This window comes from Alicyclobacillus sacchari (genome assembly GCF_004366795.1).
Lineage (GTDB): Bacteria > Bacillota > Bacilli > Alicyclobacillales > Alicyclobacillaceae > Alicyclobacillus > Alicyclobacillus sacchari.
Map to the genome: position 1 here is coordinate 120,077 of NZ_SORF01000001.1, position 25,922 is coordinate 145,998.

General features: G+C 53.7%; 26 protein-coding genes, 2 tRNA genes and 1 riboswitch. Of the genes, 9 read left to right on the forward strand and 19 right to left on the reverse strand.

Annotation, left to right across the window (positions count from 1 at the left end; genetic code table 11):
* Window positions 1-23 precede the first annotated feature (23 nt).
* The 10 genes from C7445_RS00540 to C7445_RS00585 form a co-directional block, all read right to left on the reverse strand.
* A complete protein-coding gene (locus C7445_RS00540; RefSeq protein WP_134158104.1) occupies window positions 24-1,010 on the reverse strand; it encodes an aldose 1-epimerase in 987 nt (328 codons plus the stop codon).
* Between the two features lie 161 nt (window positions 1,011-1,171).
* Complete coding sequence (locus C7445_RS00545; protein ID WP_134158105.1) at window positions 1,172-2,509, reverse strand: sugar porter family MFS transporter; 1,338 nt, start codon at window positions 2,507-2,509, stop codon at window positions 1,172-1,174.
* A 175-nt stretch (window positions 2,510-2,684) separates the two neighbouring features.
* The gene (xylB, locus tag C7445_RS00550) at window positions 2,685-4,220 is read right to left on the reverse strand and encodes a xylulokinase (protein ID WP_134158106.1); all 1,536 of its coding nucleotides are present in this window, start codon (window positions 4,218-4,220) and stop codon (window positions 2,685-2,687) included.
* The gene (xylA, locus tag C7445_RS00555) at window positions 4,217-5,536 is read right to left on the reverse strand and encodes a xylose isomerase (protein ID WP_134158107.1); all 1,320 of its coding nucleotides are present in this window, start codon (window positions 5,534-5,536) and stop codon (window positions 4,217-4,219) included. Before xylA ends, xylB begins: the two co-directional genes overlap by 4 nt.
* A 279-nt stretch (window positions 5,537-5,815) precedes the next feature.
* Entirely contained in the window at window positions 5,816-7,228 is a 1,413-nt protein-coding gene (locus tag C7445_RS00560) for an MFS transporter (protein ID WP_134158108.1), read from the reverse strand.
* Between the two features lie 32 nt (window positions 7,229-7,260).
* Window positions 7,261-8,031, reverse strand: a complete 771-nt coding sequence (locus tag C7445_RS00565) for a metallophosphoesterase (RefSeq protein WP_243834854.1) — start codon at window positions 8,029-8,031, stop codon at window positions 7,261-7,263.
* Between the two features lie 13 nt (window positions 8,032-8,044).
* Entirely contained in the window at window positions 8,045-8,983 is a 939-nt protein-coding gene (gene ytxC, locus C7445_RS00570; RefSeq protein WP_134158109.1) for a sporulation protein YtxC, read from the reverse strand.
* Window positions 8,984-9,046: 63 nt separating this feature from the next.
* Window positions 9,047-9,121: transfer RNA gene (locus C7445_RS00575), tRNA-Val, on the reverse strand.
* Window positions 9,122-9,275: 154 nt separating this feature from the next.
* Window positions 9,276-9,716, reverse strand: coding sequence for an acyl-CoA thioesterase (locus tag C7445_RS00580; RefSeq protein WP_134158110.1), 441 nt, complete (start codon window positions 9,714-9,716; stop codon window positions 9,276-9,278).
* Between the two features lie 100 nt (window positions 9,717-9,816).
* The gene (locus tag C7445_RS00585; RefSeq protein WP_134158111.1) at window positions 9,817-10,206 is read right to left on the reverse strand and encodes a hypothetical protein; all 390 of its coding nucleotides are present in this window, start codon (window positions 10,204-10,206) and stop codon (window positions 9,817-9,819) included.
* Between the two features lie 152 nt (window positions 10,207-10,358).
* Between C7445_RS00585 and C7445_RS00590 the strand changes: the two genes are divergently transcribed.
* Complete coding sequence (locus C7445_RS00590; RefSeq protein ID WP_134158112.1) at window positions 10,359-11,402, forward strand: transglutaminase domain-containing protein; 1,044 nt, start codon at window positions 10,359-10,361, stop codon at window positions 11,400-11,402.
* Window positions 11,403-11,485: 83 nt separating this feature from the next.
* Complete coding sequence (locus tag C7445_RS00595; protein WP_134158113.1) at window positions 11,486-12,211, forward strand: 3-ketoacyl-ACP reductase; 726 nt, start codon at window positions 11,486-11,488, stop codon at window positions 12,209-12,211.
* A 67-nt stretch (window positions 12,212-12,278) separates the two neighbouring features.
* Here the strand turns inward: C7445_RS00595 and C7445_RS00600 are convergent, their stop codons facing one another.
* Window positions 12,279-12,590: a hypothetical protein gene (locus tag C7445_RS00600; protein WP_134158114.1), complete on the reverse strand. Its 312-nt coding sequence runs from the start codon at window positions 12,588-12,590 to the stop codon at window positions 12,279-12,281.
* 185 nt (window positions 12,591-12,775) lie between these two features.
* Between C7445_RS00600 and C7445_RS00605 the strand changes: the two genes are divergently transcribed.
* A complete protein-coding gene (locus C7445_RS00605) occupies window positions 12,776-13,921 on the forward strand; it encodes a uracil-xanthine permease family protein (RefSeq protein ID WP_424922978.1) in 1,146 nt (381 codons plus the stop codon).
* A gap of 266 nt (window positions 13,922-14,187) precedes the next feature.
* On the opposite strand, the gene C7445_RS00610 is transcribed toward C7445_RS00605, so the two are convergent.
* Complete coding sequence (locus C7445_RS00610; RefSeq protein WP_134158116.1) at window positions 14,188-15,813, reverse strand: Nramp family divalent metal transporter; 1,626 nt, start codon at window positions 15,811-15,813, stop codon at window positions 14,188-14,190.
* A gap of 195 nt (window positions 15,814-16,008) precedes the next feature.
* Window positions 16,009-16,174: riboswitch (M-box (ykoK) riboswitch) on the reverse strand.
* 205 nt (window positions 16,175-16,379) lie between these two features.
* On the opposite strand from C7445_RS00610, the gene C7445_RS00615 reads away from it, so the two are divergent.
* The gene (locus tag C7445_RS00615; RefSeq protein ID WP_134158117.1) at window positions 16,380-17,216 is read left to right on the forward strand and encodes an MBL fold metallo-hydrolase; all 837 of its coding nucleotides are present in this window, start codon (window positions 16,380-16,382) and stop codon (window positions 17,214-17,216) included.
* Between the two features lie 223 nt (window positions 17,217-17,439).
* On the opposite strand, the gene C7445_RS00620 is transcribed toward C7445_RS00615, so the two are convergent.
* From C7445_RS00620 to C7445_RS00630, 3 genes are all read right to left on the reverse strand, one after another.
* Window positions 17,440-17,526 (reverse strand) — tRNA-Leu (locus C7445_RS00620).
* 53 nt (window positions 17,527-17,579) lie between these two features.
* Window positions 17,580-18,077 (reverse strand): hypothetical protein, encoded by a 498-nt coding sequence (locus C7445_RS00625; protein WP_134158118.1) that lies wholly within the window; start codon window positions 18,075-18,077, stop codon window positions 17,580-17,582.
* A gap of 72 nt (window positions 18,078-18,149) precedes the next feature.
* The gene (locus tag C7445_RS00630) at window positions 18,150-18,740 is read right to left on the reverse strand and encodes a DUF1003 domain-containing protein (RefSeq protein WP_134158119.1); all 591 of its coding nucleotides are present in this window, start codon (window positions 18,738-18,740) and stop codon (window positions 18,150-18,152) included.
* 107 nt (window positions 18,741-18,847) lie between these two features.
* Here C7445_RS00630 and C7445_RS00635 point away from each other — a divergent pair, with 107 nt between their 5' ends.
* A complete protein-coding gene (locus C7445_RS00635; RefSeq protein ID WP_134158120.1) occupies window positions 18,848-19,411 on the forward strand; it encodes a DUF421 domain-containing protein in 564 nt (187 codons plus the stop codon).
* A gap of 90 nt (window positions 19,412-19,501) precedes the next feature.
* A complete protein-coding gene (locus C7445_RS00640; protein WP_134158121.1) occupies window positions 19,502-20,458 on the forward strand; it encodes an alpha/beta fold hydrolase in 957 nt (318 codons plus the stop codon).
* Between the two features lie 34 nt (window positions 20,459-20,492).
* Here the strand turns inward: C7445_RS00640 and C7445_RS00645 are convergent, their stop codons facing one another.
* From C7445_RS00645 to C7445_RS00655, 3 genes are all read right to left on the reverse strand, one after another.
* Window positions 20,493-21,836 (reverse strand): GrpB family protein, encoded by a 1,344-nt coding sequence (locus C7445_RS00645; RefSeq protein ID WP_134158122.1) that lies wholly within the window; start codon window positions 21,834-21,836, stop codon window positions 20,493-20,495.
* Between the two features lie 93 nt (window positions 21,837-21,929).
* Window positions 21,930-22,349: a CoA-binding protein gene (locus C7445_RS00650; protein WP_134158123.1), complete on the reverse strand. Its 420-nt coding sequence runs from the start codon at window positions 22,347-22,349 to the stop codon at window positions 21,930-21,932.
* Between the two features lie 11 nt (window positions 22,350-22,360).
* Entirely contained in the window at window positions 22,361-22,594 is a 234-nt protein-coding gene (locus C7445_RS00655) for a DUF1540 domain-containing protein (RefSeq protein ID WP_243834855.1), read from the reverse strand.
* Between the two features lie 336 nt (window positions 22,595-22,930).
* On the opposite strand from C7445_RS00655, the gene C7445_RS00660 reads away from it, so the two are divergent.
* Together C7445_RS00660 and C7445_RS00665 are read left to right on the forward strand one after the other, a co-directional pair.
* On the forward strand, window positions 22,931-23,131 hold the full coding sequence (locus C7445_RS00660; protein WP_006448009.1) for a cold-shock protein: 201 nt from the start codon (window positions 22,931-22,933) through the stop codon (window positions 23,129-23,131).
* Window positions 23,132-23,258: 127 nt separating this feature from the next.
* Entirely contained in the window at window positions 23,259-23,576 is a 318-nt protein-coding gene (locus C7445_RS00665; protein WP_134158124.1) for a hypothetical protein, read from the forward strand.
* Between the two features lie 72 nt (window positions 23,577-23,648).
* On the opposite strand, the gene C7445_RS00670 is transcribed toward C7445_RS00665, so the two are convergent.
* Window positions 23,649-24,692 carry a G1 family glutamic endopeptidase gene (locus C7445_RS00670; protein WP_134158125.1) on the reverse strand — a complete coding sequence of 348 codons (1,044 nt, stop codon included), beginning with the start codon at window positions 24,690-24,692 and terminating at the stop codon, window positions 23,649-23,651.
* Window positions 24,693-24,900: 208 nt separating this feature from the next.
* On the opposite strand from C7445_RS00670, the gene C7445_RS00675 reads away from it, so the two are divergent.
* A complete protein-coding gene (locus C7445_RS00675; protein WP_134158126.1) occupies window positions 24,901-25,836 on the forward strand; it encodes an aldo/keto reductase in 936 nt (311 codons plus the stop codon).
* The last annotated feature ends 86 nt before the right edge of the window (window positions 25,837-25,922 follow it).

The following is a 25,922-nucleotide window of genomic DNA, read 5'->3' on the forward strand; positions in this document are numbered from 1 at the left end:
CCCTTTCGCATCATATCGCCCGTTTAGACGGGTTCCGTATACATCCGGCTGGTGCCCGTCCACGCTTCTCCAGGCTGCAAGATGACAAGGCCAGTAACATCGGCCGGAAGGTCGACGTTTGGCGCATTTACCATGTTGATTTGTGGCTCAGGGCAAAAGAATGTACCACCTGCATTGTTGTTCCACACCATCCAGTGACGATAGCCGAGATCGACATCGTAAATGAACCGAATCCCCGCCTTGTTGTCCGTCAGCACCATCCGGTTATGACCGTCGACAGGCTCTGCCGAATAATGATTGTCCATCGCTTCGAAGAACGGACTGACGCCGCCGGACTTCATGTTTTGCTCACCGGCGTTTAGAGGCTGGAACTGCCCGGTCGGAAGTTTGCGGCCATCGAGTTTCCAACGTTCACCAATTGTCAAGGTAAATGTGCAGTCCGACGCCGCACTACTCAATGCGAACGGAACCGACACTGCCGTGTGAAAGCCGAGCATACACGGCATGGGCGTGTCGCCCGCATTCTTGATATGCACCGTTTGGACGAGCGATGACGGTGTCAACGTGTAGCGAATGGAAAACGCAAAGCGATGTGGCCAGTGCTCGTACACAGGATGGTTCTCATCGACGTCGTGGCGAATCTCCACAAACGCCCCTTCGCCGCTGTCGCCCTTTGCGACAACCGGCCACTCGAGGCGAGAAAAGAAACCGTGCAGGTGGTTGTGCGTCGATTCTTCGTTCACCGGCAAGTGATAGGTTCTCCCGGCGGCCGTAAACACGCCGTCCCGATATCGGTTAGGCGGGAAAAGAACTGGAATGCCATAGCGGATCGGAGACTTTTCAAACTGATCCATCTCGTATTCCGGCTCGCGCAGGAAGCGGTAGCCGCGCTTCACATCCCGGAACCCAACCAGATTGCCGCCGCGTTTGGGAAGTAAAATCGCCTCGTAATCTCCGTTTTGCAACAAGATGGCAGATTCCCCCGCGTAAGTCGTCTCTTGGACTGACATCCTCCATCAACCCTTTCATGTATCTGTCTACACGCTGCACCTTTGCCGGAAAATGCGACAGGACCAGCCCGCAACGCGAGCCAGTCCCATCCCCTATGATACCCGCAGACGCGGCATCAAAGATTCGGTGAGGCTGCTATACAATGATTACGCAGCACATGTCACGATATCCTGCTTCGCAAATCGAACTCGATTTGCTCGAGACTGCGGCCTTTCGTCTCTTTGACATTCGCGATCACGAAAATCACGGACAGAATCCCAAACACACCATAGATGATGAATGCCCAACTGATTCCGACAGCCTTCAGCAATGGTGGGAACGTCAACGATACGACGAGGTTTGACGCCCAGTTGGCGACGGCGCCGACGGCCATCCCTGCCCCGCGAATGCCAAGCGGGAAAATTTCCGAAAGCATGACCCAGACGACAGGGCCCCAACTGATCGAGAAAAAGAAGATGTAAATCGCCAAAAAAATCAGCGTTGTCCAGCCGGCGGCTGCCGAATTGCCAAATGCCATATGAATGAAACCGAGCAACAACAACGACAGGGCCATGCCAATGCTGCCGCTGACCAACAAAGGCTTGCGGCCTACGCGATCGATCAAGCGCACCGCGATCACAGTCATGATCACCTGGACACTGCCAATGCCGACCGTGCCAAGAATAGCGGCGGACGAACCAAGTCCGACGTCCGTGAACGTCGTTGGCGCGTAGTAGATCACGGTGTTGCAACCGATAAATTGCTGAAAGACAGCAAGTCCGATGCCAGTCCAGAGCGCCGGGCGCACCCACTTTTCCTTTAACTGCGACCATCCGCCGGTCTCAAGTTCATTTGCGCGCCGAATGTCGCTCAACTCTTCCTCGACGCCCCGCCCCTTGCGCAGATAGGTCAAAATCTCACGCGCTTGATCTTCACGTCCATGCTTTAACAACCAACGCGGACTCTCGGGAAGAAACAGCATGCCGATGAATAAAATCGCCCCAGGCACAAACGCCAACCCTAACATCCAGCGCCACTGCCCGCTGGGTGCAAACACGTAGTTAATGATGTACGCAAGCAAAATCCCAATGACAATCATCAACTGATTCAAGCTGGACAATGCACCACGAATTTCGGTCGGTGCCATCTCTGAAAGATACATGGGAACCATAGTCGACGCGATGCCCACTGCCAGGCCCAACACAATCCGGAACAGGATCAAAACGCCTGTGCTCGGCGTGAGAGCTGAACCAATGGCGCCGATACAGAAAATCAAGGCAGCGATCAAGACAACCTTTTTGCGTCCCATCTTATCCGTCAGCGGACCACTGACAGCCGAACCGATGATAGCACCAATCAGGATAGCGCTCACAACAAAACCCTGATCAAACGAATTTAGATGAAGCGTCTGGCGAATAAACAATATGGCACCCGAAATAACTCCCGTGTCGTAACCAAACAGCAATCCACCAAGAGCCCCGAAAAAGTAAATCAGGGAGTTACTGATTCTGATTTTCATATCTCCATACTCCTTCTCTCTAAGCAAAGCAACTTCTCTGTCTTTTGAAGGGTTGTCCAAACTGCCGCAAAGTCACTTCTTCACATGCGATAAATGGAATACGCTTACCTACCATTACAAGCTGGTGCGGCACCAAAGGGCCGCACCCTCGCTCTAGCCTGACACCCTTCGCGCATCATGTATGCTCTACAAAATGCGGTTCCAGAGATGTGTACAGTGCGCGATACAAATCGTACGTCTTCGCATAGACGGGCACGTGTATTTCGTCCGGCGCTTCGTTCGCTTGCACGCGAATGCGAGCATCGCACGCAGAGACAAGATCCTCGAAACAGCCACTGCCGACACCTGCCAACAGTGCAGCACCGAAGGCAGGGCCCTCGTTGGCCTCCACCGTACAAACATCCTGCCCGAAGACGCCGGCCTGAATGGATCTCCATACCTGGCTGCGAGCGCCGCCGCCCGAGACCCGAATCTGCTCAACGGGAAGTCCAAGACTTGTAATCAGTTCAAGACAATCCCGTAAACTGAAGGCGACTCCTTCCATGATTGAACGCACGAAGTGCGCACGACGGTGGCGGCTCGTGATGCCGAAGAACACGCCCCGCGCGAGAGGATTGAGATGCGGTGTGCGTTCGCCCATTAAATAAGGCAGAAACACAAGCCCCTCACTTCCCGGCGCCACCGCCGCAGCCTCGTCACTGAGCAGTTCATAGACGTCGCGGCCAATCCACTCCGCCGTGCTTTGCTCCATTTGGGCGAACTCGTTCCGATACCACTGCAGCGAACCGCCTGCTGCCTGGGTTACGCCCATCACGTGCCATGCACCTGGAACTGCATGGCAAAACGTATGCAGGCGCCCCTTCGGATCGCGAACGATCCCGTCCGCGTACGCGAACACGACACCGGAAGTGCCAATGGTGCTCGACACGATACCCGGACGGACGATGCCATTGCCAATGGCTCCAGCCGCCTGGTCTCCGGCTCCCGCTGCAACTGGCGTTCCCTCTGCCAACCCCGTTGCCGCAGCGGCCTTCGCGTGCACCCGCCCGGTCACCTCGACCGATTCATGCACAGAAGGCAACCAGGCAAGCGGAATCGACAGGCGTTCGCACATCTCCTCCGACCACTTGCGGCCGGCAACATCCAGCAGGAGGGTTCCAGAAGCGTCAGAGACATCTGATGCAAATTCGCCCGTCAGACGATACCGGATGTAATCCTTCGGCAAAAGCACGCGATGAATGCGACGATAGTTCTCAGGCTCGTGCTGACGTACCCAGATCAGCTTCGTCGCCGTAAAGTTCGTCAGCGCGGGATTTGCGACCAAATCGATGGTTTTCTCAAGCCCAAGTTCGCTATGAATCCAGTCGCACTGTTCCTGTGTGCGCTGATCGCTCCACAGAATAGCTGGGCGGATGACCGCCCCATCTCGATCCAAGAGCACAAGGCTGTGCATTTGCCCGGTTAATCCAATACCGCGCACAATACTCGGGTTTGCACCCGACTTTGCAAACACATCCTGCAGGGCCCGGCATGTCTGATCCCACCAGATCTCCGGATCCTGCTCGGCAAATAGAGGCTGCGGCTGTGACACGCCATAGGTTCGGGTCGACTGCGCGATCGTTCTTCCGTCGAGATCGGCCAGCACGACCTTTACACCCGACGTGCCTACGTCAATTCCGATGAGCAATGCCTGCGCTGCCATCGCTATCATTCCACTTCAAGCAGGTACTGATTCAGTTTGGCAAGCAAGACTTCCTGGCGCCCGGAGCGCGCTGCCGTGACGCGCTTGTCGATCACATAATCCTCCAAAGACTTGAGAGTCGCCCTGCCTTCCACGATCTCCTTACCGACGCCTTTGCTGTAGCTCTCGTAACGATTAGCGATCTCGTTTTCAAACACGCCATCCTCGAGCAATTTCGCCGCCACCTTAAGGCCGCGAGCGAAGCTGTCCATGCCCGAAATGTGGGCATAGAACAGATCGATAGGCGTCATCGACGCTCGGCGCACCTTCGCGTCGAAGTTCAGGCCGCCCGGTTGCAGGCCTCCGTTTTTGAGAATCTCGTACATCGCGAGAGTCGTATCATACAAATTGGTCGGAAACTCGTCCGTATCCCAGCCCAGCAGCGGATCGCCCTGGTTGGCGTCGACCGAACCCAACATGCCATGCAACCGGCTCACCCGGAGTTCGTGCTGAAATGTGTGGCCTGCCAGCGTGGCGTGGTTGGCCTCGATGTTCAACTTGAACCGATCCGCAAGCCCGTACTTCAACAAAAACGCGATCGTCGACTGCGCGTCAAAGTCGTATTGGTGCTTCGTTGGCTCTTTCGGCTTCGGCTCAATCAAAAACTGACCGCGAAAACCAATTTCGTCCGCATAGTCAACCGCCATCTGCAACAGACGCGCCTGGTTATCGAGCTCAAGCTGCATGTCCGTATTCAGCAGCGTCTCGTAGCCTTCACGGCCACCCCAGAAAACGTAGTTCTCTGCACCAAGTTCGAGAGCGATTTCAAGACTCTTCTTGACCTGGCCAGCAGCGTAAGCGAATACATCTGCATCCGGAGAAGTGGCGGCCCCATGCGCAAAACGAGGGTTCGAGAACATGTTCTGCGTGTTCCACAGCAACTTGACCCCGGTTGTTTTCATGTACTCTTTGATCATGGCGACGATCTCGTCCAGATTGCGGTTGCTTTCCCGCAAAGTGTCGCCCTCTGGCGCAATATCGCGATCATGGAAGCAAAAGTATTCGACACCAAGCTTTTCGAAAAACTCAAATGCAGCTTCAACGCGCTTTTTCGCCAAATCCATGCCGGTGTAGCCATCCCAAGGGCGGATCATGTTGGCAAGGCCAAATGGATCGCTCCCTGGCAAGGTGAATGTGTGCCAGTAGCTCACTGCAAAACGAAGATGCTCTGCCATCGGCTTACCCAGCACGATTTCGTTGGGATTGTAATACTTAAATGCGAGCAGATTTTCCGACTTTCTACCTTCATAAGCAATACGACTGACTTCAGGGAAGTAGGTCGCCACAAGGCATCACCTTTCTCGACAAATAGTTTGTGCACCAAACTTATTTTATGCTAACAAAACGAGACCCAGATTTCAATTGGAACTTCTGAAATCGCTTTGCTTCCATAGCAATGACCTTCCGTCGATATCTCGACATCCAGCGACCATGCGGACCCGAACGCGCGAAAAAGGCACCTCCTCGAAGTCTGCGGCGACGCGCCATGGACTCATCGAGAAAAGTGCCAATCGTAAGTGAGTTGAACTATCAAAGCGTCTGTGACGGCTGCTCGATGTCGACAGTCACTTGGGGGACAACCTCCGTTCTGCAGGCTTGGTTGGCGCGATGGCACTCGCGTACTCCAACTGCACGCGTGCAGTTTCGCGCCCAAAGACGAGAAACGGGATACTGAGCAAGACTAGAACTGTGGCGATCCCGAGAAAAATAACGAGATCACCCCCCGCTTTCAGCACGAACGGAATGAAATACGTGGTCACAATGCCACTCAGTCCACGGGCGGCCATTTCGACGATATACACGCCACGGCCGCGCACGTCGGTCGGATACTGTTCTGCCACGCAGAGCTTCGATACCGGGAAGATACCAAGGCCAAAGAAGGCCGTCAGAAACCCTGCGGCAAAGGCGACAGGCGCACTGCCCGCAAATGCGAACAACAGGCAGCCTACCGTAGCAAGTCCAACATAGATCGCCAAGATCGCTTTGCGGCCAAATCTGTCCGACAAATACCCCTGGCATACCGATCCAAAACCTGCGAGCAGCATCATGATTCCCGTGTACAAAATCGAGTTCGAAATGGCAACTCCGCGCGTCGCCAAGAGCGCCGGCCCGAATACCTGCAGGATATAAAACAAGATGAGAGCCGCAGTCAGGTGCATGACAACCATGGCGCTGCGACCAACGAGCGGCCTGCGAACCAGCGCTTTCAACGTATTCAACATGTCGTGCGGCGTCGCATCAAGCATGTCCGCAATCACCTCGTCGTGCAAATCCTCGTCGTGTGGCAAACTCGCCTGATTTTCCAACGATTCCACGAGCTTTTGCACCCGGCCGGCTTGCCCCCGTTCCAACAGATAACGCGGCGATTCCGGAAGCCACAGATAAATCGGAATCAACATGATAAGGGGAATGCCGCCGAGCAAAAAGGGGACACGCCATGCGTAATCGGCCGGGTAGTTATGCAGCGCCCAAAGCGAAACGACGCTGGGCACAATATAGGCGGCCGTGAGGATGCCGTTCGCATAGCCGACACTTACCGCGCGCCGCCGATTGCCTGTAAACTCCGACAAAATCAGATAGGGCATGGGTAACACCGCACCTTCACCGATACCCGCCAAGAGGCGAATGGCAAAGAGTGATCCCACGTTCGAGACGAGGGAACCGAGCAGCGTCAAAACAGAAAACCATAAGATACCGAACAGAATCACTCGCCGTCTCCCAAACTTGTCCGCAATCATGCCGGACGGCAGCATCCCGAGCACGATGCCAATCGTCGAGGCAATCGCCAAAAGGCCGACCTGCCAAGACGCCAGATGCCAGGATTTCTCCAACGTGGTCAACACGGGACCAACGATCCCAATGTCAAACGCTTCCGCAAGCCAGACGAGCGAAAGTAGAAGAATGATGCCAACGATACGGGGTGTAAGCGGTATCCGATCCAGCCGCGTCAAAAGATTTACTTCTGATCGGTTTGCCAATGCTTGTCCTCCCTTACATACAGAAATTTGAATCACAGTTCGTGGACCGTGATTTCACTGCGCACCAAAAACCGTAAATTGATGCCTGATTGACCAATGCCTTTCGATATGTAGAACGGTCCTTGCGGACAGCGATGCTGACCTTTGTATACGCCGGATGCGGCGAGCGGCCCCATGGGTTTCAACGTAAACAGGAATGGCACGTTGAATTGCTTCCCGTGCAGATGACCGGCAATTAAGCAGGCAAACGGCCGTCCGGCAACGAGCGTATAGGTCGGATCGTGTGTCATCACAACCACTGGCAATTCGTCGTCAATCTGATCAAACGCCCGTTCGTCGCTATGCCGCGTACAGTAGTCGTCGATCCCCACGAGATTCATTCCGTCTAAAACAACAGTTTGATTGATCAGAACAGTCACGTCAAACGATTGCAAGACTTCAATCAATCTCTGGACGCTCCGCAAGCGGTAATCGTGATTTCCGAGCACCGCATAGACCGGTGCACCAACTTCGCGAAGCACGCGCAAGAACGGTACTAGCAACAACAGCGATTCGTCGTGATCGGCAAAATCACCTGTCAAGCACACGAGATCAGGGTGTTCGGCGATGAGGACAGTTGCCAGGCGAGACGGCGAAATTCGGTTGCGCTCGATGTGAATATCGCTGATTTGGAGAATCTTCTTGCCAATACCGAGATTCCAATTCACGCGCTCCACCTTGAGCCACTGTGTCGGAAGAACACTCGTCGCGTAGAACAGCGCTCCAAAGCCCGCCACAGCCGCCGCGGCGCATCCGAAGATCACCTGCCATCCCCCCTTAGCGCTGATGCCGCCTGTGATTCTGAGTCCATTGTATACGGAAACGCTGCTCCATGTGCGCCAGCTGACGGCAAACCTCGCAGCCATCGCATCGCTGGACGCGCTCTTGAAAAAGACAGCTCACGGTTTCTGCAAAACTGGGCCAAACCGCCCTAGGATAAAGATCGTGCAAAACGACCCGCCGCGGCGAATGTGCGATCAGTGATGCAATCGCAAGGTCCTCACTGTCAATGCCGTCACGATCCGCTAAGGCCGCATCCATCGCTTCCTCAAGCGCGTCATCGTCCAAGCTGAATCCGTCGGCATCCGCAATCCAGACGAAGTCGGGCGTCGTAAACACATGCAATTCTTCGTCGTGCATCACCTGTTCACGTAAAACCTCGCGCAGTCCCGCGACCAATCGCTCAAAGTCCCTTTCTCGCCCATCGTCTTGCCAGACTCGATCGATTTCGTCACGTAGTGCCGCGACAACTTCGCGCAAACGGAAACGAGCGAATCCGTCGAGCGAGATAATCGCATCACCAGAGCAAAACGGCAGCAGTTCTACCTGAATACGCCGAAGCCATGTCGAAAAGGCGATATCGGCCAGTGACAACTTTCCTGCGGCAAATTTCGCGACAATCTGATCGACACAAATTGCCGTATCACTTTCAAACCCTCCAGTGCGTCGGCTCCCCTCGCGAGCGATTTCCGCACGCAACCAGTCGGTCAGTAAATGATGAGCAATCGTTGCCGCGACCTCTTGTGCAATCTGCGGTTGAAACGTGCAAGTCAGAGATTGCGTGGCCATATCGCCGAGCAGCACCTTTACGCCTGCGAGTTGCTGCAGCGAGCCAACCAAGCCTGGGAACGCATACGTAGCAGTCACGGTCAACCTGTGCACGTTCACCAGTCCCTCCATCGCGAATCCGATCGCGAATTGACGGTGCGCCGACATGCTTTACAGTCCGCTGCACGGATGCAAAAAAGCCGTCAACGCATGTACGTCGACGGCTTCGTTTGGTGCGGCTGACAGGAATCGAACCTGTGACCCCCACCGTGTCAAGGTGGTGCTCTCCCTCTGAGCTACAGCCGCAAAACGCGGACAGGTAGATATATTAGCAACAGAGAGCTCTAATGTCAACAGACGTTCCTACAACCCCGTCTTCCCACATATCGCGACGACCGTCTGTAGTAACCTACACTCCCGACGCAAAAACCGTATAGGCTACGGCTTGAACGACTCCAAATCAGGCGTCTGTCACAGTGGCTATAGGTAACTGGGACAACCGGCTCCACAATTGTGGTGCCTTACGTTCCAGGTTGACCGGCCGTATCGATCCGTTCACCACGAACGCATGCCTCGTTTGCCCGGCCGCGCTCAACTCCCCTTCAGCAGTCAAAACCTCATAAGCAAAACATAAGCGCGTCCGCGAGAGTTCCAACAGCCGTGCCGAAACAGCTACCTGGTCTTCGGCGCGCAAGGCCCGCGCATAATGACAAGAGACGTCCGTCACGACGACGGTGATGCCCGCATCGTGGAAATCTGTCATATAGCGAATTCCGTTTTCTGAAAGAAAATGCATGCGTGCGATAGAAAACCAATCGATAAATGACGGATGATACACGATACCAGCGGGATCGCATTCCCCCCATCGCACTTCCAAGGACGTTGTGACACGTTCAGGCATGTCGATTCCTCCATTGCAAACCCGGTTAGCCCGGCCATGTCTCCTCATTGTAGCAAACTCGAGAAGACGACTCATCGCGCGACATGATCTGAACCTGGTTTCAAGGCCGTGCATACCCATCCGAAGCCATTTGGGGCGAACCTTCTCCCGCCGGGGCTGTGGCCGTTGGAGCCCCGGCGCCGCTCACAGGCTCGCCGCTCTTGGCGCCAGCCGAGCCCGCCGCATCTGTATCAATGCCCACTGCCACGGGGGTGCTCGCTTGGCTTGGCGTCCCAGCGACATATTTGGTATGCGACATAAATACGGAAATGACCGTAACGATCGATGCGACAGCGTTGGCAATCGCGTTGATCTCCGGGTTCGTAATGACGTGCAAGCCAAGGGTGTCCGTGATCAATTTCGCAGCACCAAGCAAGCCAATGACCAACGTCGTGAGCCGCTTGGTTTGCGCCAGCTGGACGAGTGCTTGCAGGATTTTCGAGATGTTCATCCTTCGTCACCTCACTGTTGTTTCTATATTTCAGATGCAGACAACCTGTCGCAGCGGCGACAAGTCTTTGGCGAAAGCCACCAAGACAATCGATCGCGCAAATAGGTTAAACTGGGGCTACCAACGCTTATGATGCGGAAGGGGTTTCTTTCATGTCTGTACCACATCGCACCGTTGCGATCGCGCTGACGGCAGCCGTTTTCGTCCAACCTATTGCCAGCCTATTCCCGACCACGGTATTCGGTGCTACGTTGCCGTCGCAAGTCGTGGCACAAGCCATCGCGGCGCAACGCACGTCATTTTCTGTGAGCCTACCCATGCAACAGACAGAAGTGCTTGTCCAAAAGAGCTTCCAACAGCAACCTTATTTCGCACAACTGTTTTCAAACGTGAGCTACGAATCAGACGGAACTTCTACACGCGTCACCATCGCGTGGCTGCAATCGGCGGCACAGACCCGAGCATTGGATCAATCGATCCGCTCTGTTGAGCACAGACTGCTGCAGCCTGGGATGAGCGACTACGACAAGGAGTGGGTCATTCACAACTGGATTGTTCAACATGTCAGCTACGACACATCGCTCAAGCGCTACACGCCATATGATGCCTTCCAAGGTTCAGCCGTGTGCCAAGGGATAGCGGCCCTCGCCTATCGAATGTTATCGTTCGCTGGCATTCCTGTGCGGTTTGTCGATGGCACGGCGGGAGGCGGATCGCACCTGTGGAATGAGGTGGAAATTAGGGGACACTGGTATCAACTCGATGTCACATGGGACGATCCGATAGGTGGTGGAAATCGACCTAGCTATCTGTATTACAACCTGACAAACGCACAGATGGCGGCTACCCATACGTGGAACGAATCGAGTCTGCCAAAAGCAACAACAGATTTTGCTCAGGTCGTTCGATCGATAAGTGCAGACTCCACAGATCCGATTCTTCACGCTATCGCCAACAATTCGACCGTCATGGCGGAATTTCAGGAGAAGGTGAATACCCAGACCATTGGTAGCGCGATATCCCGTCATATCGCCCACGGCGACACGCAGTTCACGATGGAATTCGCCGGATCGGCGGAAGCATTGGCGAAAGCGATGGCCGGACTGCAATTGAGTGGTTTCCAAGCGATGTCATACACCTATACACCGAGTCGCCTACCTGGGTATCAAGCGGTTCAAGTGACCATCGAATACTGAGGTTGCATTTGGGGGAATTTTGCAAGATATAGCGATAGAGATTTATAATTGTCCTGTTAGATACAGATATGGAGGGACAGAACATGGCACAATCACTTCAAGGCATGCACGCCGTCATCACTGGCGCCGGTAAAGGCATCGGCCGTAGTATCGCAGAACATCTTGCCAAAGCCGGGGTCAACTTGGGCCTGATTGCACGCACGCAGTCCGATCTCGACAATCTCGCAAAGAGCTTGCAATCTGCTCACAACGTCCAAGTATTCACCGCACAGGCGGACGTCGGCGAACGCGAGCAAATTGAAAAGGCGATCGCCACACTCACAGAACAGCTCGGCGCTGTCGATATTCTCATTAACAACGCCGGAACCGCCACGTTTGGCACCGTTGTCGATATGCCGGTCGAAGAATGGGAACGCATGATTCGCGTCAATCTGCTAGGAACGTATTACGCAACGCGAGCCGTCCTGCCGCACATGATTGGGCGCAACAGCGGTAACATCCTGAACATCAGCTCAACTGCGGGTGAACGGGGTTCGGCAACCACATCCGCCTACTCCGCATCGAAATTCGGGGTCATGGGCTTCACGGAGTCGCTCATGTACGAAGTTCGCAAACACAATATTCGCGTGATGGCGCTCACGCCGAGCACAGTCAATACAGAACTGGCGCGTGCTGCGGGGCTCAAAATCGGCGATGAAAATCATCAGATGCAGCCTGAAGATATCGCAGAGTTGGTGACGTCGATTCTACAACTGCCACCTCGCGTCGTCGTAAAGACCGCAAGCATGATTATGACGAACCCACAATAACCGAAAGGGCTGGCGCGGTTGTCACAAGCCAGCCCTTTCTTCTTTAATTTAATATGTAGGCACCATATCACGAAGACGTGTGGTTTCCAAAAATACGGTTGTTCACGGAACTGTTGCCCATAGAACTGTTGCCCATAGAACTGTTGCCCATAGAACTGTTGCCCATAGAACTGTTGCCCATAGAACTGTTGCCCATAGAACTGTTGCCCATAGAACTGTTGCCCATAGAACTGTTGCCCATAGAACTGTTGCCCATAGAACTGTTGGACGTTTGTTTTGTGCTGTCACCTATAAAATTTTGACTTTCCTTCTCCATGGGCCCACATCCAGCCAATCCTGACATGGTTACGGCCAGCAAAATCAACATGCGCTTTCTCAACAGTAAAAAATCCCCCTTTGTGCTCGAATACGATTGTGGTTATACTTTCCATGCATGCACACATGCATGTATACATTGTCGAATCTTGTTTGGTTGCGTTGAAAAACGCCGAACCAAATCTGGGAGGTATTCCGTTGCACCCCGCTGTTAGACGCTTTCCACTTTCCGTACAGCACGTATTCGCCATGTTTGGCGCCACTGTGCTGGTTCCCATTCTGACCGGGTTAAATCCAGGCGCCACACTCATCGCCAGCGGCGTGGGCACACTCTTGTTCCACCTGATTACACGTGGCAAAGTTCCGGCGTACTTAGGTTCATCCTTCGCCTTCATCGCACCGTTGACGTTGTACGTGACGAAGCACCACGCACCCAATCAGGCGGTCACCGGACTTATCAGTGTCTCCATCGTGTATCTCGTATTTTCCGCACTCATCGCGGCCATCGGCTTCAATCGCGTCAAACGTCTGATTCCCTCTGTCGTCGTCGGTCCCGTTGTCGCCATCATCGGATTGTCCCTGGCAGGCACAGCGGTATCGACTGACGCATCGACCCACTGGGATGTGGCTGTCGTCAGCCTTGCGGCCGCCATCATCAGCGCTGTCGCCGGCCCCAAGCAACTGCGTATCATTCCCATCCTTGTCGGCATCGTCGTCGGATATGGCTACGCCATCGTCCGCGGCCTCGTTCACTTCGGCAACACCAGTGCATCACCTTGGGTGCAGTTCCCATCCATTCACGCACCAGCGTTCAGTTGGCAAGTCGTGCTCGCCATGGCACCCATCGCACTCGTTACGATGGTCGAGGACTTGGGCCACATGTTTGTCTTGAATGAAATTATCGATCGCGACGTCACCCAAGACCCTGGCTTCTCGTCCATCCTGCTCGGCAATGGTGTGGCCACTCTCGTCTCCGCGTTGATCGGCGGCCCAGCTGAAACGACATATGCCGAAAATTTGGGTGTCTTAGCAATGACCCGTCAGTTTTCCAGCCGTATAATTCAAGGCGCTGCCGTGGTCGCGATTCTGCTTGGGCTGTTTGGCAAGTTCAACGCTGTCATTCAGTCCATTCCAGCGGCCGTGGTCGGTGGCATTGGCATTCTCTTGTACGGCATGATTGCGGCGATGGGAATTCGCCACATGATTGAGGCAAAGGTCGACCTCACGAACACCAAAAACCTCATTGTTGTCGCCGTCATCTTCATCATTGGTATAGGTGCACCGAGTAATGGGATTGCCATTGCAACCGTTGTGGGTCTCGCCATCTATTGGCTGTTGCCGGATCGGACGCAAATAGACGCCGAAGATGGTGGACAAGCCGCACATCGCGGCTAGTCTGTCGGGGATTACAAAAAAGCCGCTGCCGATTTGGGCAGCGGTCAAGCATGGAAAACCCAGGGGGAATGGAAGGGTTTGAGCATATGCTACACAGCAAAGCTTGAATTGCCCTTGAAACCGCCCAACTTGGTTCAAAAAAGGGCCACCGCTTACCACGGTGGCCAAAGATGTATTCTAGGGGGTTCAGGGGGGTTCCGCAAGAAGCATGATAGCAACCCCAAATTGAAGTAACCTTGAAATTCGCCGCAGATGTTTCACTTCTTTTAATGATGCAATGACAACTCGACAATTTTGATGACGAGCATCACGACGGCAACCAGAAGATATCCGCGCAACGTCATCATCGCCAATTTTTTCATCGGCGACCAAGTCGCTTTGGGCAACTCGTGTACCGGTGGCATCTGCCATGCGTGGCGAGCCTCTCTACCCATAAGCGGCGCCAGCACAACTGCCTTGCGCCGCCTGCTCAATGAGGCCGCCGCTGCAACCGCCAGACCCGCGAGGAGCACGCCCGCAGCCGCAAGACTGAGCAAGCGCACATCGACGTCCGGGAAAAACGTCGTGACCGCCAGGATCAGTGACAACATCACGAGCACCCCGACGATGAGGATGCTAATGGCGTTTAACCAGGGACGATTCACCCAAGGACCCAGAACATCGCGATCATTACACAACAACAGCAAGAACACCGTCGCGCTCGGCAACAAAATGCCAGCGAGCGCCTGCACGCCCGTCGTAATCAACCCCAACGGCGCGTGTGGGATGACGACGATACCTGCCGACACAGCGATGATGGCTGCATAAATCAGGTAGAACGATAACCCATCCTTCACGCTTCTGTGAAGGGAATGATCAGTACCAAACACGTCGCCGAAGGCGTACGACGTCGACAGCGTGACTGCAGCAGCGCCAATGAGCGATGCGTTCAGCAGGACAATCGCGAACAGGTCACCTGCAACGCGACCGATGTGCTGCGAAAGGCCCTCAATAACACCGCCAGCGTCAACAAAGTGACCCGACAGCGCTGTGCCGTGGAACGCAAACGCCGTGCAAGCCATGATCGCCGCAGCACCGATGACGACAACCACCGACCCGATGACCGTATCCGCTCGCTCATATGCCATCCACCGCGATGTCAATCGCTTGTCGATCACGTTCGACTGCTGAAAAAATAATTGCCAAGGCGCCACCGTGGTGCCAACGATACCAATGATGAGCAGCATTGCGTTGGACGTAAACCCACCTGCGACCCCAGGTACAACAAAGCCTTGGAGAACAGGCCCGGCCTCTGGGTGACTCATGAAAGCAAGCGGAATGACCAAAAAATTCGCCGCTACCATCACGTACATAAACCGCTCCCAGCGTCGAAAGCTTCCGGTGACCGTCATCGCGATCAACAAAACACCGGCTAACACGACCGAAATGAGAGGAGATACACCGAAATGAGCCATCGCCTCGCGAACGCCAATGAATTCCGTGACAATGGTCAAGATGTTAAGAAGAAATAAATCAATGACCGAAAAGGCTCCCCAGAACTTGCCGAAGCGTTCGAAAATCAGTTTCGCATGTCCGACACGCGTTACAAGCCCGAGTCGAACGACCATTTCTTGATTCACGATGAGTACGGGTACGAGCAGCAATAACACCCACAGCAAGCTGGTTCCGTAATTCTGACCGGCCTGCGCATAGGTCGACACACCGCCAGCATCGTTGTCGCCGACCATAACAATTAATCCAGGCCCCATAATGGCCAACAAGGTCAACAACCGGGTCTTCCAACCCTTGCGTGGTCCCGTGTCTTGAACGCGCACGGTTCCAAAAGCGCCATGAATGTCACCTGGACCATGATGCACGACATCGTGTTCTTTCCATGCTACATTTTTGCTCACGACGAACGACCCCTTTCGAGCAGCGGCAGAAGGGACAGATCCCTCCCATATACAGTGTGCAGCACACAGAAATTTCACTAGGCCAACTGGGACTAGGACCTATATCCACAACTACCACCTCCCCTCGGGATCAAAAATTCCCCCTAAGCATGAGCCCAGGGGGAATCACCATTGCAAGCTAAACGTTTGCAACTTACAAATCCCCCTAGTTGAGCTTTAGCACTATGCGACGTAGAGTTTTCACTCAGCCACGTTGAGTAAAGCCTTAAGCCGGCCATACCTGTTCTACCCATTGGCGTCTTTCGACGTTTCCGGGCAGTGGCTTATGTTCACATAGACGCCTCGCCTAACGAGGACGTATGCACTTGTAAACCATATGAAAGGACTAACGCATTGGCCACCGGCCTTTGCCCCTTATGCCAACACAAAACGCAATCCTCATTTGTTGTACCACCTGTTGTGTCAGGTGTCAACGCAAAAAAATTGTTATTTTTCAGCGACTATGTTCCACCATGAAGGCCATCCTATATGTTCGATTACACTTTGCCCACTGGGATGTGAGAACGATGCGCAACGAATTCGAACACAGGTTCATACCACTGACTTCGCTTGTCAGCGGACACCCGTTGCGGGTTGTGAATGATGTCCTCTTTTTAACGACCCAAATTGTCAACGTGATCTACGTCGACAGCGGGAGCGACGGCAGACAATTTACGTTGATCGATGCTGGCGTTCCCAATGCCGCGGATGAGATCATCAATCTCGCCGAACGCCACTTCGGAGCTCATGCGCGCCCAAACGCACTCATCTTGACGCATGGCCATTTCGACCACGTCGGATCCATTCTGGAACTCATTGAGCATTGGGGTATGCCTGTATACGCCCATCATGACGAACTTCCATTTTTACAAGGTAAATCCGATTATCCCTCGGCCGATCCCGAAGCGGCAAGCGGCCTGATCGCCAAACTGTCACCAACCTTCCCGAACCAAGGTATCGATCTGGACAACCATGTACAGGCACTGCCGGAGGACGGATCGGTTCCGGGTATGCCCGAATGGCATTGGATCCATACCCCTGGACACACTCCAGGGCACATTTCTCTGTTTCGCGAGCGGGACCGGACATTGATTGCCGGGGATGCCATCACAACTGTACAACAAGAGTCGCTGTATGACGTGTTCACGCAAAAACGTGAACTTCATGGTCCCCCGGCCTATTTCACAACGGACTGGCAACGTGCATGGCGATCGGTACAAGCCATTGCGGCACTGGAGCCGCAAGCGGTCATTACAGGGCACGGTCTCCCAATGTATGGTGATGAATTGATGGGGGGGTTACGCAAGCTCGCGAACCAATTTCCGAATACGGAAATGCCTAAAGGCAGCCGCAACATGCATTGACAGATTCGACACGGGGCGAAACGCGCCCCTATTCGCGTGACCCGCGCCTGGACTGTGTCGACACCGAATCGCCCACGACAACAACACCGATCCAATATACGGTAGATTGCAAAGGGAGAACAACTGCCCATCCCATCTCGGAACGAAGGGAAGACATCGGGTACACCAGCTCTAGAACATAACAAAGGGACTTCGGACACACCCCGAAATCCCTTTTCACATCTGGTGCCGAGAACGGGACTCGAACCCGTACGGGGATACCCCCGGCAGATTTTAAGTCTGCTGCGTCTGCCAATTCCGCCACCCCGGCGCATTATGCATTTACTATAGTACTATACTACGGACTTCAGGATTGTTCAAACTCTATTGCGAATCCGGTGCCCCCGCCGTCACAACCCGATGCAGCCGATCCAACGTAGCCGACATCTCATCCAGTCTCTCTCTGCCCACGCATACCCGTTCATGCGCTTCATGCATACCTTGTTCTAACCCGCGGGCAATCTGTTGTACCTTCGAAATGGTTCCAATGAACGATTTTGAGGCTCCTGCCATCCGCTCCGACCATTTCCACAAGTCGCCCACAATCGTCTCCAACCCGTGCAGGTCCGATGTGGTCCGCGTTGCCTCAACGCTGAGCGTCAACGCGATCCGCCGCATAGCCAAAGACGCGTCAGCGATGGAATTGAACTCATCTCGTAAGCTTGTGCACAAATGCCCTAAACGCCGAACATCGCCCGTGAACACATCCATGCGCTCCGGCCATTGTTCAAAGTCATCCATCAGCGGATCGAGAAGAATCATGGCTTCATTAAGTTCAGACTGGATGGAATTCAGCCATCCTGGTTCGGAATTTTGGATCAACAGCACCACCCGCCTCGATGCAAAAATGAACCGACAACGAAATTGTTCGATAATTCGGGTGGAATTCCTCTTTTAATCTCGCGTTTCCTCGTCCTGAAGATCGTCATGGCGAAGACGTTCCAGTTGTTCGAGACTGCGTAGAAGTCGCTCTAACTGATTGAGCTTTCCCTCAATGCGGTGCAGATGACTTTGCATGTCGTCGATTTCCTGCTCAGCCTTGTAATTGATGGCAAAGTCGATGATGGACTCGTGCTTGTCCCGAGCAGCTTGCCGATTTTGGCTCATCATAATGATGGGCGCTTGAAACGCCGCAATAAAAGAAAGACATAAATTCAGCAATATAAATGGTGGCTTATCAAAATGATATCGCGCCGTGAACGGAATGGTGTTCCAGACCATCCATGCCGCCAAGATGCCACCGAAGATCATGAGAAATGTCCAACTGCCGCCAAACGATGCAATGCGATCCGCCAGTTTGTCCGCCCATCGGGTCTTACTGACATACTCCTCATCAATCTGGGAGAGGATATTCTCTTCATACATGTTGACGAGGCGAGCAATTCGCCGGGCATCCCCCTCGTTGATCGGGATGTCAAAGCCTTCAAGGTTCATGTTGTCCTGGCGCGGGTCGGAAGAGTGGACGTAAAAGTAGCGTTTGCCCATATTCACGCCTCCTCCTACGCGTTCTGCAACTCCATACTATTCTGTTGGGACAGCACGGGCAAGGGGACCCGGATAATTTTATCACGGATGGAACAAGATTGTGATATGTGGAGATCAGATTGGGTGTTGACATTCGCATGAATGGACATTGGCTGATGACGATTGGGACCACGACGTTCACGTTTGTTATCTTACTTGTGCTCGTGCGTTGGATTGGCGAAACGCAGATTAGCCAAGCCACCTACTTCAATTGGGTCGCAGGTGCGTGCATGGGCAACATCGCAGCCAACATGATCACCGCTGGTGGCTGGCAGCCTATGATCATGGGTGCGGTTCAGCTCTTTCTCTTCTCAGCCGTCACGATAGCCGCGGCGTATTTGTCACTCAAGAGCAGGCGCTTTCGCAAAATCGCAACGGGTGAACCGATTGTCCTCGTGCACCGTGGACAATACATCCTCAAACACATGAAACGCAGTAAAATCGACCTTGATCTTCTGCAACAAATGCTGCGGGAGCAAGGCTATTTCGACTACCGCAAGGTGGAATACGCCATCTTGGAGCCCACGGGCAGCCTGAGCGTATTGCCCACGTCCGATCGCGAAGACAAAACGGAACAAAACCCAATCAATCCCGCGGCAGAGCAACGGCAACAAACCAATCATATAAAATAGCCCGAAATGTACCATTTCACCAATTGCGCATGTGCTACAGTCTCCTACGAGTCCCTCGCCAACATCACTGCAGATTGGGAGACGATGCACATGCCGATGATTGACCTTCCGTACGAAGAACTGCTGCATTATCAGGGACGCAATCCGCGCCCAAACGACTTCGATGCGTACTGGGACCGAGCGCTCGCCGAAATGAAAGCAGTCAATCCCAGGGTCGAGATCGTACCCAATTCATTTTCCACACCTCAGGTCGAGTGTTTCGATCTCTACTTTACCGGCGTCAAGAGCGCCCGCATTCACGCACTATATGCTCGCCCACGTCACACAACCACGCCGCACCCGGCTATTCTTCAGTTTCACGGTTATAAAGGGCACGCAGGCGATTGGCTGGACAAAATCGCCTATGCGACCCACGGCTTCACCGTGGTTGCGATGGACTGCCGCGGGCAAGGCGGGCTTTCTGAGGACATACACCCTGTCCGCGGCACAACAGGCAGCGGCCATGTCGTTCGCGGACTGGAAGACCATCCGGACAATCTGTACTTTCGCAATGTCTTCCTCGATACGGCTCAACTGGCTGACATTGTCCTAAGCCTGCCTGAGGTCGATCCGAATCGGGTCGCCGTCACCGGATGGTCGCAAGGCGGGGCTTTGACGGTAGCCTGCGCCGCACTGGAGCCACGGATTCGGCGCGCCGCGCCAGTATACCCATTCCTGAGTGATTATTTGCGAGTCTGGGAGATGGATTTTGGCGGCGTGCACGACGAGCTGGTGCAATACTTTCGCAACCACGATCCACTGCACGCCCAGCACGAACTCGTATTTGAGAAACTCGGATATATCGATATTCAGCACTTGGCAGAACGCGTGCAAGCAGAAGTGCTATGGGGAATCGGACTCATGGACAAAGTGTGCCCACCTTCGACGCAATTCGCCGCCTATAACCGCATTCGCAGTCCCAAACGACTGTTGGTATACCCAGACTTTCAGCACGAATGGCTGCCAGGCCTGAACGACGCTATCTTCGAATGGATGCTGTCGATGTAACGCTCAATATATGGTAGCCAGCCGTCTTCGCTCGTCAATATACCCTGCGCATGCGAAGACGGCGAAGCAGGTTCTCCATCGCCGGTCGCTTCGCCTCCGTGTACGATGCCCAATCGTCCAAGCCTCGTGCGACCAACTTTCGTTTCATTGCACTGTACTCCTGTAACAAATCATCACGGCTCGCGAGCAAATTCGTGACCTCCACCGCAGCCTTTGCCAACCGTCCCCCTGCTTTGACAATCTGCACGTGGCACCTGACTTCTCCATCCTTGATCCAATACAATCGACCTTTTACACCCGCATTTCCACAAAATTGATAGCCCAGCCGCTCCAACTGTTCATATTCCTGTGCTGTTACATGTGGTTTGGACAGTTCAATCAAGATGTCGATCACGCCGTTTGCTGTGCCATAAGGCAGCGCGGTGGCGCCAATGTGGCGAACGTAAAGAATCGTGCGATGGGCAAATACCTGATTCAGCACACGCCTTTCTCTTGCAAACCAGTCCTTCCACACGGCTGGCTCATCGCTTAGAACGACCGGCTGCAGGGCAAGCGCAGGCGGGCGAAAACCGAACTGGCGGCGCGCGACGACGACAGCTATCCAGGCGATAAGCAGCCCGTACATGAGTAAGGCCCACAACTCCGTCGGGGCCGAGGTTGCAGAAACCCATGTAATCCAAAGATCATATCCACTATGTACGGCCATGATCAACAGAATTCGCCCAGTGACAATCGCCATCAACGCCAAAAGCAAGCCCAGACCACTGAATAAATACCAGGCCTGCAAGCGACCGTGCGTGAATTCGAGAATGTGACCGGCGCCAAACGACAAAGAACTTAGAATGACGGCAATCGCAAACGCCATGGCACGCACCTGACCATGCCGCCACCTGTCACCTGCGAGCCAACGGCAGACGATCACGACGGTACCAATCATGCTCCACCGCCATAACTCCTCCAATCCAGCCAAAAGGGCGATGATGTAGTCCATAACACCCACTTTGGTGGAGACGTTGGATTGTGTAAACTGTAAGAATACGCTCTCCAAGATGCTGAATAGTTCGAGTAACGCGATGAAAGCAATCGGCGTCAAGATGTATATGTACAAGCGCCAGGTCAACAAAGTGGCACGCTTGCCCGCGTACAGGCGCGATCGCAACGGGTCCCAAGTACGAAACAACGAACGCCGAAAGTGCGGCAGGACAACGGGCAAAGCAAAAACACTGAGCAGGATATATCCCCAGGCAATCCATGCGGCGCTTGCACTGGTATCCAAATTCGCAATCGTCGCATACACGGCGAAAAACATCATGTATGCGACTCGCCAACCGGCGATGTTGCGTGCGAGGCGGTCCGGCAGTTCTTGCCAGCGGTTCACTGAAATCCTCCAAACAGACGATCCCCCCGCCAATGCGAGGGGTGCCGTAAAATATACTGACCATTATAGCGAAAAAATATCTCTTGAGGCGTTTCACATTGGTTTATGTGCCAACAAGCGGCGATGTTCCACATCAAAGCGCTTGTTCGAGACGACCTTCATTCCTGCCTGCTCGGCCTGTTCAATGGCGACGCGATCGTATGCACCTGGATCCAGCCAAAGCACCTTTGCGTTCGCCTGGATGGCTTCCTGAACCACGTCCGCCACATGACGCGAGTTGCCCGCAACCTCCACAATGTCAACAGGACCTTGAATATCATGCACATGTTGCACCGAAGGATGCCCAAGTACGGTTTCACCTTCGCGATTGACCGCGATGACACGATACCCTTGAGACTGCTGATACGATGCCACCTTATACGGATCCGTTTGCGGATTGGAAGTCAAACCCACGGCGGCGATAATCTGTGCATCTCCCATGATCTGCGTGAGCTCGCTATCCGACACGTGCATAAGCTGCCTCCTTACTTGGACGCCTGATTTTTTGATTTCGGCCGAAACGTATGGCAGCACGTCTGCATCGAAGATTGAGCGTAATCGGTTCGCGTTGTATCCACTGCGATTTCGTTGGCGATCTCCTCGCGGAAATTCGCGCGGCTTTGATTGTCGACCGTCACCATAATTCCCGGAGCGGCACATTCGTTGTTTTGCTTCCAAAAATAACAGTTCGACACACTGCACTTGACATCGACCATCATCGCACTCTCCTCCCTGCTGTTCACACTGCGGGCACACGTCCGCTGTTCCTTATTGTCGACTGCCGCCAGAGCTTCATCCCGGCAATGGTTCACCGTTTGGGTAATGCCATCCAAACTAACTTGAGCAAGGCGAGGTGGTATCCGTCTGAAGATGGATATCCGCCTGTACGATTGACATTTCGCCGATCACGCGTATAATACTAATCAATACCCATTTGCATACGATGATGAGAGATGCATGAGCCGTTCATTCTGGCCTCAATGGGTCGGAAGAACGGCTTTCTCAATGCAAATGAATTTGGTAAGTGCTGATGGAAGCACCATGGAGGAATTAGGATGCAAGAAGGTATTGTTAAGTGGTTCAACTCGGAAAAAGGCTTTGGATTTATCCAAGTTGAGGGCGGCGACGACGTGTTTGTTCACTTCAGCGCCATCCAAGGCTCCGGGTTTAAGACGCTCGACGAAGGACAACGTGTCACGTTTGATATCGTGGAAGGCCCGAAGGGTCCACAAGCGGCAAACGTTGTGAAATATTAATCACAGATTTCGAGCCCATGTTGCGACATGGGCTTTTTTTGTGTCATGATTTCCATGTTACATTCATGACGTAGTGTTCAGTCGGGATATCCCTCTCTGCTGCCACTTCGGAAAAGGGGAATCTGCGTTGGTCACGTTTATGCTTGGATTGATTGCAGGTCTCATCGGCGTAATCGAGACATTGCTTGATATGCTTTCAAAACAGGGTTACACCCCCGACTTTAGCTGGCGCGGATACGGTGCCATCGCCATATCCATCATCGCGATGGCGCTTTCGGTCCTCTCGCGAACCCGCCCCAGAGCGGCTGGAATCGGCATGTACGCATGCGCCGTAATCGGCTTTGTATTCGCGAGCTTCTCGTATATTCCGCCCGGGATCGTGTTGATTATCGCTGGTACGATTGCCACCTTCTTTGACATGAACGGGAGGCAGACCGCGGATTGACATGCATGATCTCTGCAATCGAGAAAAGCCACCCTGCGCATTGCTTGGGTGGCTTTTTATTTTCCAAACGTATTATTGCCAGCTCCACGAGAATTGAATGGCATAGCCGTTACCTGCGCTTGTTGGAATGCTAATCGACCAACTGCCCCCTGGCGTCCAGCCGCTCCAGCCGGATGCACCCTGATGATGTCGTCCACCGTATCCAGACACGGACCACTGGCTCCACCCTGGTGACCAACCGCCCTCAGCGCCGATCCCATAGCCATTTCCAGCAGCGCTTGACGTCGTATTCAGCGTTGACGTGGAGAACGACTCCCCGTCACTTCCGAGATTTGAGGGACTGATGAGAACATTGCCTGTTTGGTCAACCATCGCGACAGGCTGAACCGAGTTGCCAGAGGCCGAGATCGGCTGCCCATCGACCGTGGCATTGGTAAATTGCACGGTTCCTGCGTTGGCAAGTGGATAAAGATTTCCCTGCACCGTGGATGGATCTTCGCTGATCCATTCCGCAGACGTCCCAATATTCGCCGCGTACTGGTTGCTAATCGAGACGGATACGTTTTTGTTTTCTGTTTGTCCTGATGGCGTCTTCACCTGTATAGATAGGACCCAATCCGATCCACCACCCTTTTCAATACTCGCTGCGACCGATGATCCGACAGGAATGCTCATGATGGAGTGTGCAGCCGCCGGGAGCTTCTCCCAAAATACGTCCGCTTCTTCTTGCCCATTCATCATTTGTTCGGTCGTACCAATCTGTAACAGATCTGCGTTTTCCACGCCACCCAAGCCAATCCACTGCGCCGCCATGGCACCGTCAGCGCCCGAAATGGTCGGTACAACCCAATTTCCCGTTGCACTCGTATAGCCGTTTGATCCGTTTGGGTTGGCGATATACCCACTCCAATTGGCCGATCCTTGCGTACCCACCGGCAATGCCAGGTCCATGTATGGACTCGTCTGCGCCATGTGGGCAGCGAACCGTGAATGGTCATACGTCAGACGAGCTTGTGTCTGCATGGAGCGATGGATGCTATCAACTCCCAGGAAGCATGCAGCCGCCGCGCCGACTGCCAGCCCCGACCGAACAATGATTCGACGTTTCGAATACATGGCCAAATTCCCCTCTTCCTTATCAAATAAGTTCATAGACATCATAGAAAAACTGCCTTGAAAATTGCTGCAAACGTCAATTTATCGCTTCTGTTGTTCCTCAACAAATCATCCGAAACATGTCACGGAAATATGGGGGTAAACAGAGAATCTGAAAAACGTGTATCATAGATTTACATACATATCCCTTGAAGAAAGGATGTTAGGCATGAAATACAGTACCTTGCGAAATGGTGTAAGCGTTTCCCGGATTACATTTGGATGTTGGGAACTCGGGGGTGGACAGTGGGAAAAGGAAAGCGATGAAGTGAACATTCAAGCCATCCAAACGGCCTTCGAACTCGGCATCAACTCGTTTGACACTGCAGAAGGATACGGACAAGGCCACTCGGAAGAAATCGTTGGCTTGGCACTCGAAGGAAAACGTCAAGATTGCGTGATCGCAACCAAAGTGTCACCGCATCACCTCAAACGCGATGACATTCTACGCTCGATTGAGCAAAGTTTACAGCGCCTTCGCACGGACTACGTGGACATCTACTATGTCCATTGGCCCAACCCTGAAATCCCTCTCACGGAGACCATGGAAACCTTTCGCCAATTGCGTGATGAAGGCTTAATCAAGTCTGTTGCGGTATCCAACTTTGGGCGAGAACAGTTAGAACAGGCGATGGCCATCGTCCAGGTAGAAGCGATTCAACCGGAATATAGCTTGTTGGACAGGCGGATCGAAACGGAAGTGCTTCCGTATTGCCGCGATCACGGCATCGGTGTCCTGACCTACAGCTCGGTTGCCAAAGGTATCCTCACAGGCGCCTATCACATCGGCGGCGCGACTTTGAAGAAGACAGACTTCCGGCAAGGCCGTCGCCTGTTTAAGCCCGAACACATGGAAAAAGAAAGGGAATTGGTGCTGCTGGTCAAAGAGATTGCAGACGCACATAACGTTAGCCCGGCGGAAATCGCGATCGCTTGGTTGCTTCACCAGACTGGCGTGACATCCGCCATCGTTGGCACTCAAAACATACAGCATCTGAAAGACAACGTGCGTGCCGTCGACATTCAACTGACCCACGATGACCTGAACCGCCTTGACGAAGTCAGCCGCCGTACAATCGACGCCATCGATGCGAACGAAGGATAACTCACGGCATGGGGCGGCATGTGCCGCCCCGCGACCGACCGACACGGGTGTGCAACTGGATCGAATAAGCCCCTACAATAAAGTCC

What these genes read in the sequence shown, in the direction of transcription:
- C7445_RS00655 (WP_243834855.1), bottom strand. Translation starts at nt 22,594, where the DNA reads ATGATGGTCGATGTCAAGTGCAGTGTGTCGAACTGTTATTTTTGGAAG.
- C7445_RS00545 (WP_134158105.1), bottom strand. Translation starts at nt 2,509, where the DNA reads ATGAAAATCAGAATCAGTAACTCCCTGATTTACTTTTTCGGGGCTCTT.
- C7445_RS00615 (WP_134158117.1), top strand. Translation starts at nt 16,380, where the DNA reads ATGCGCAACGAATTCGAACACAGGTTCATACCACTGACTTCGCTTGTC.
- C7445_RS00540 (WP_134158104.1), bottom strand. Translation starts at nt 1,010, where the DNA reads ATGTCAGTCCAAGAGACGACTTACGCGGGGGAATCTGCCATCTTGTTG.
- C7445_RS00670 (WP_134158125.1), bottom strand. Translation starts at nt 24,692, where the DNA reads ATGTATTCGAAACGTCGAATCATTGTTCGGTCGGGGCTGGCAGTCGGC.
- C7445_RS00590 (WP_134158112.1), top strand. Translation starts at nt 10,359, where the DNA reads ATGTCTGTACCACATCGCACCGTTGCGATCGCGCTGACGGCAGCCGTT.
- C7445_RS00595 (WP_134158113.1), top strand. Translation starts at nt 11,486, where the DNA reads ATGGCACAATCACTTCAAGGCATGCACGCCGTCATCACTGGCGCCGGT.
- C7445_RS00605 (WP_424922978.1), top strand. Translation starts at nt 12,776, where the DNA reads ATGTTTGGCGCCACTGTGCTGGTTCCCATTCTGACCGGGTTAAATCCA.
- C7445_RS00630 (WP_134158119.1), bottom strand. Translation starts at nt 18,740, where the DNA reads ATGGGCAAACGCTACTTTTACGTCCACTCTTCCGACCCGCGCCAGGAC.
- C7445_RS00675 (WP_134158126.1), top strand. Translation starts at nt 24,901, where the DNA reads ATGAAATACAGTACCTTGCGAAATGGTGTAAGCGTTTCCCGGATTACA.
- C7445_RS00585 (WP_134158111.1), bottom strand. Translation starts at nt 10,206, where the DNA reads ATGAACATCTCGAAAATCCTGCAAGCACTCGTCCAGCTGGCGCAAACC.
- C7445_RS00650 (WP_134158123.1), bottom strand. Translation starts at nt 22,349, where the DNA reads ATGCACGTGTCGGATAGCGAGCTCACGCAGATCATGGGAGATGCACAG.
- C7445_RS00640 (WP_134158121.1), top strand. Translation starts at nt 19,502, where the DNA reads ATGCCGATGATTGACCTTCCGTACGAAGAACTGCTGCATTATCAGGGA.
- ytxC (WP_134158109.1), bottom strand. Translation starts at nt 8,983, where the DNA reads ATGTCGGCGCACCGTCAATTCGCGATCGGATTCGCGATGGAGGGACTG.
- C7445_RS00660 (WP_006448009.1), top strand. Translation starts at nt 22,931, where the DNA reads ATGCAAGAAGGTATTGTTAAGTGGTTCAACTCGGAAAAAGGCTTTGGA.
- xylB (WP_134158106.1), bottom strand. Translation starts at nt 4,220, where the DNA reads ATGATAGCGATGGCAGCGCAGGCATTGCTCATCGGAATTGACGTAGGC.
- C7445_RS00580 (WP_134158110.1), bottom strand. Translation starts at nt 9,716, where the DNA reads ATGCCTGAACGTGTCACAACGTCCTTGGAAGTGCGATGGGGGGAATGC.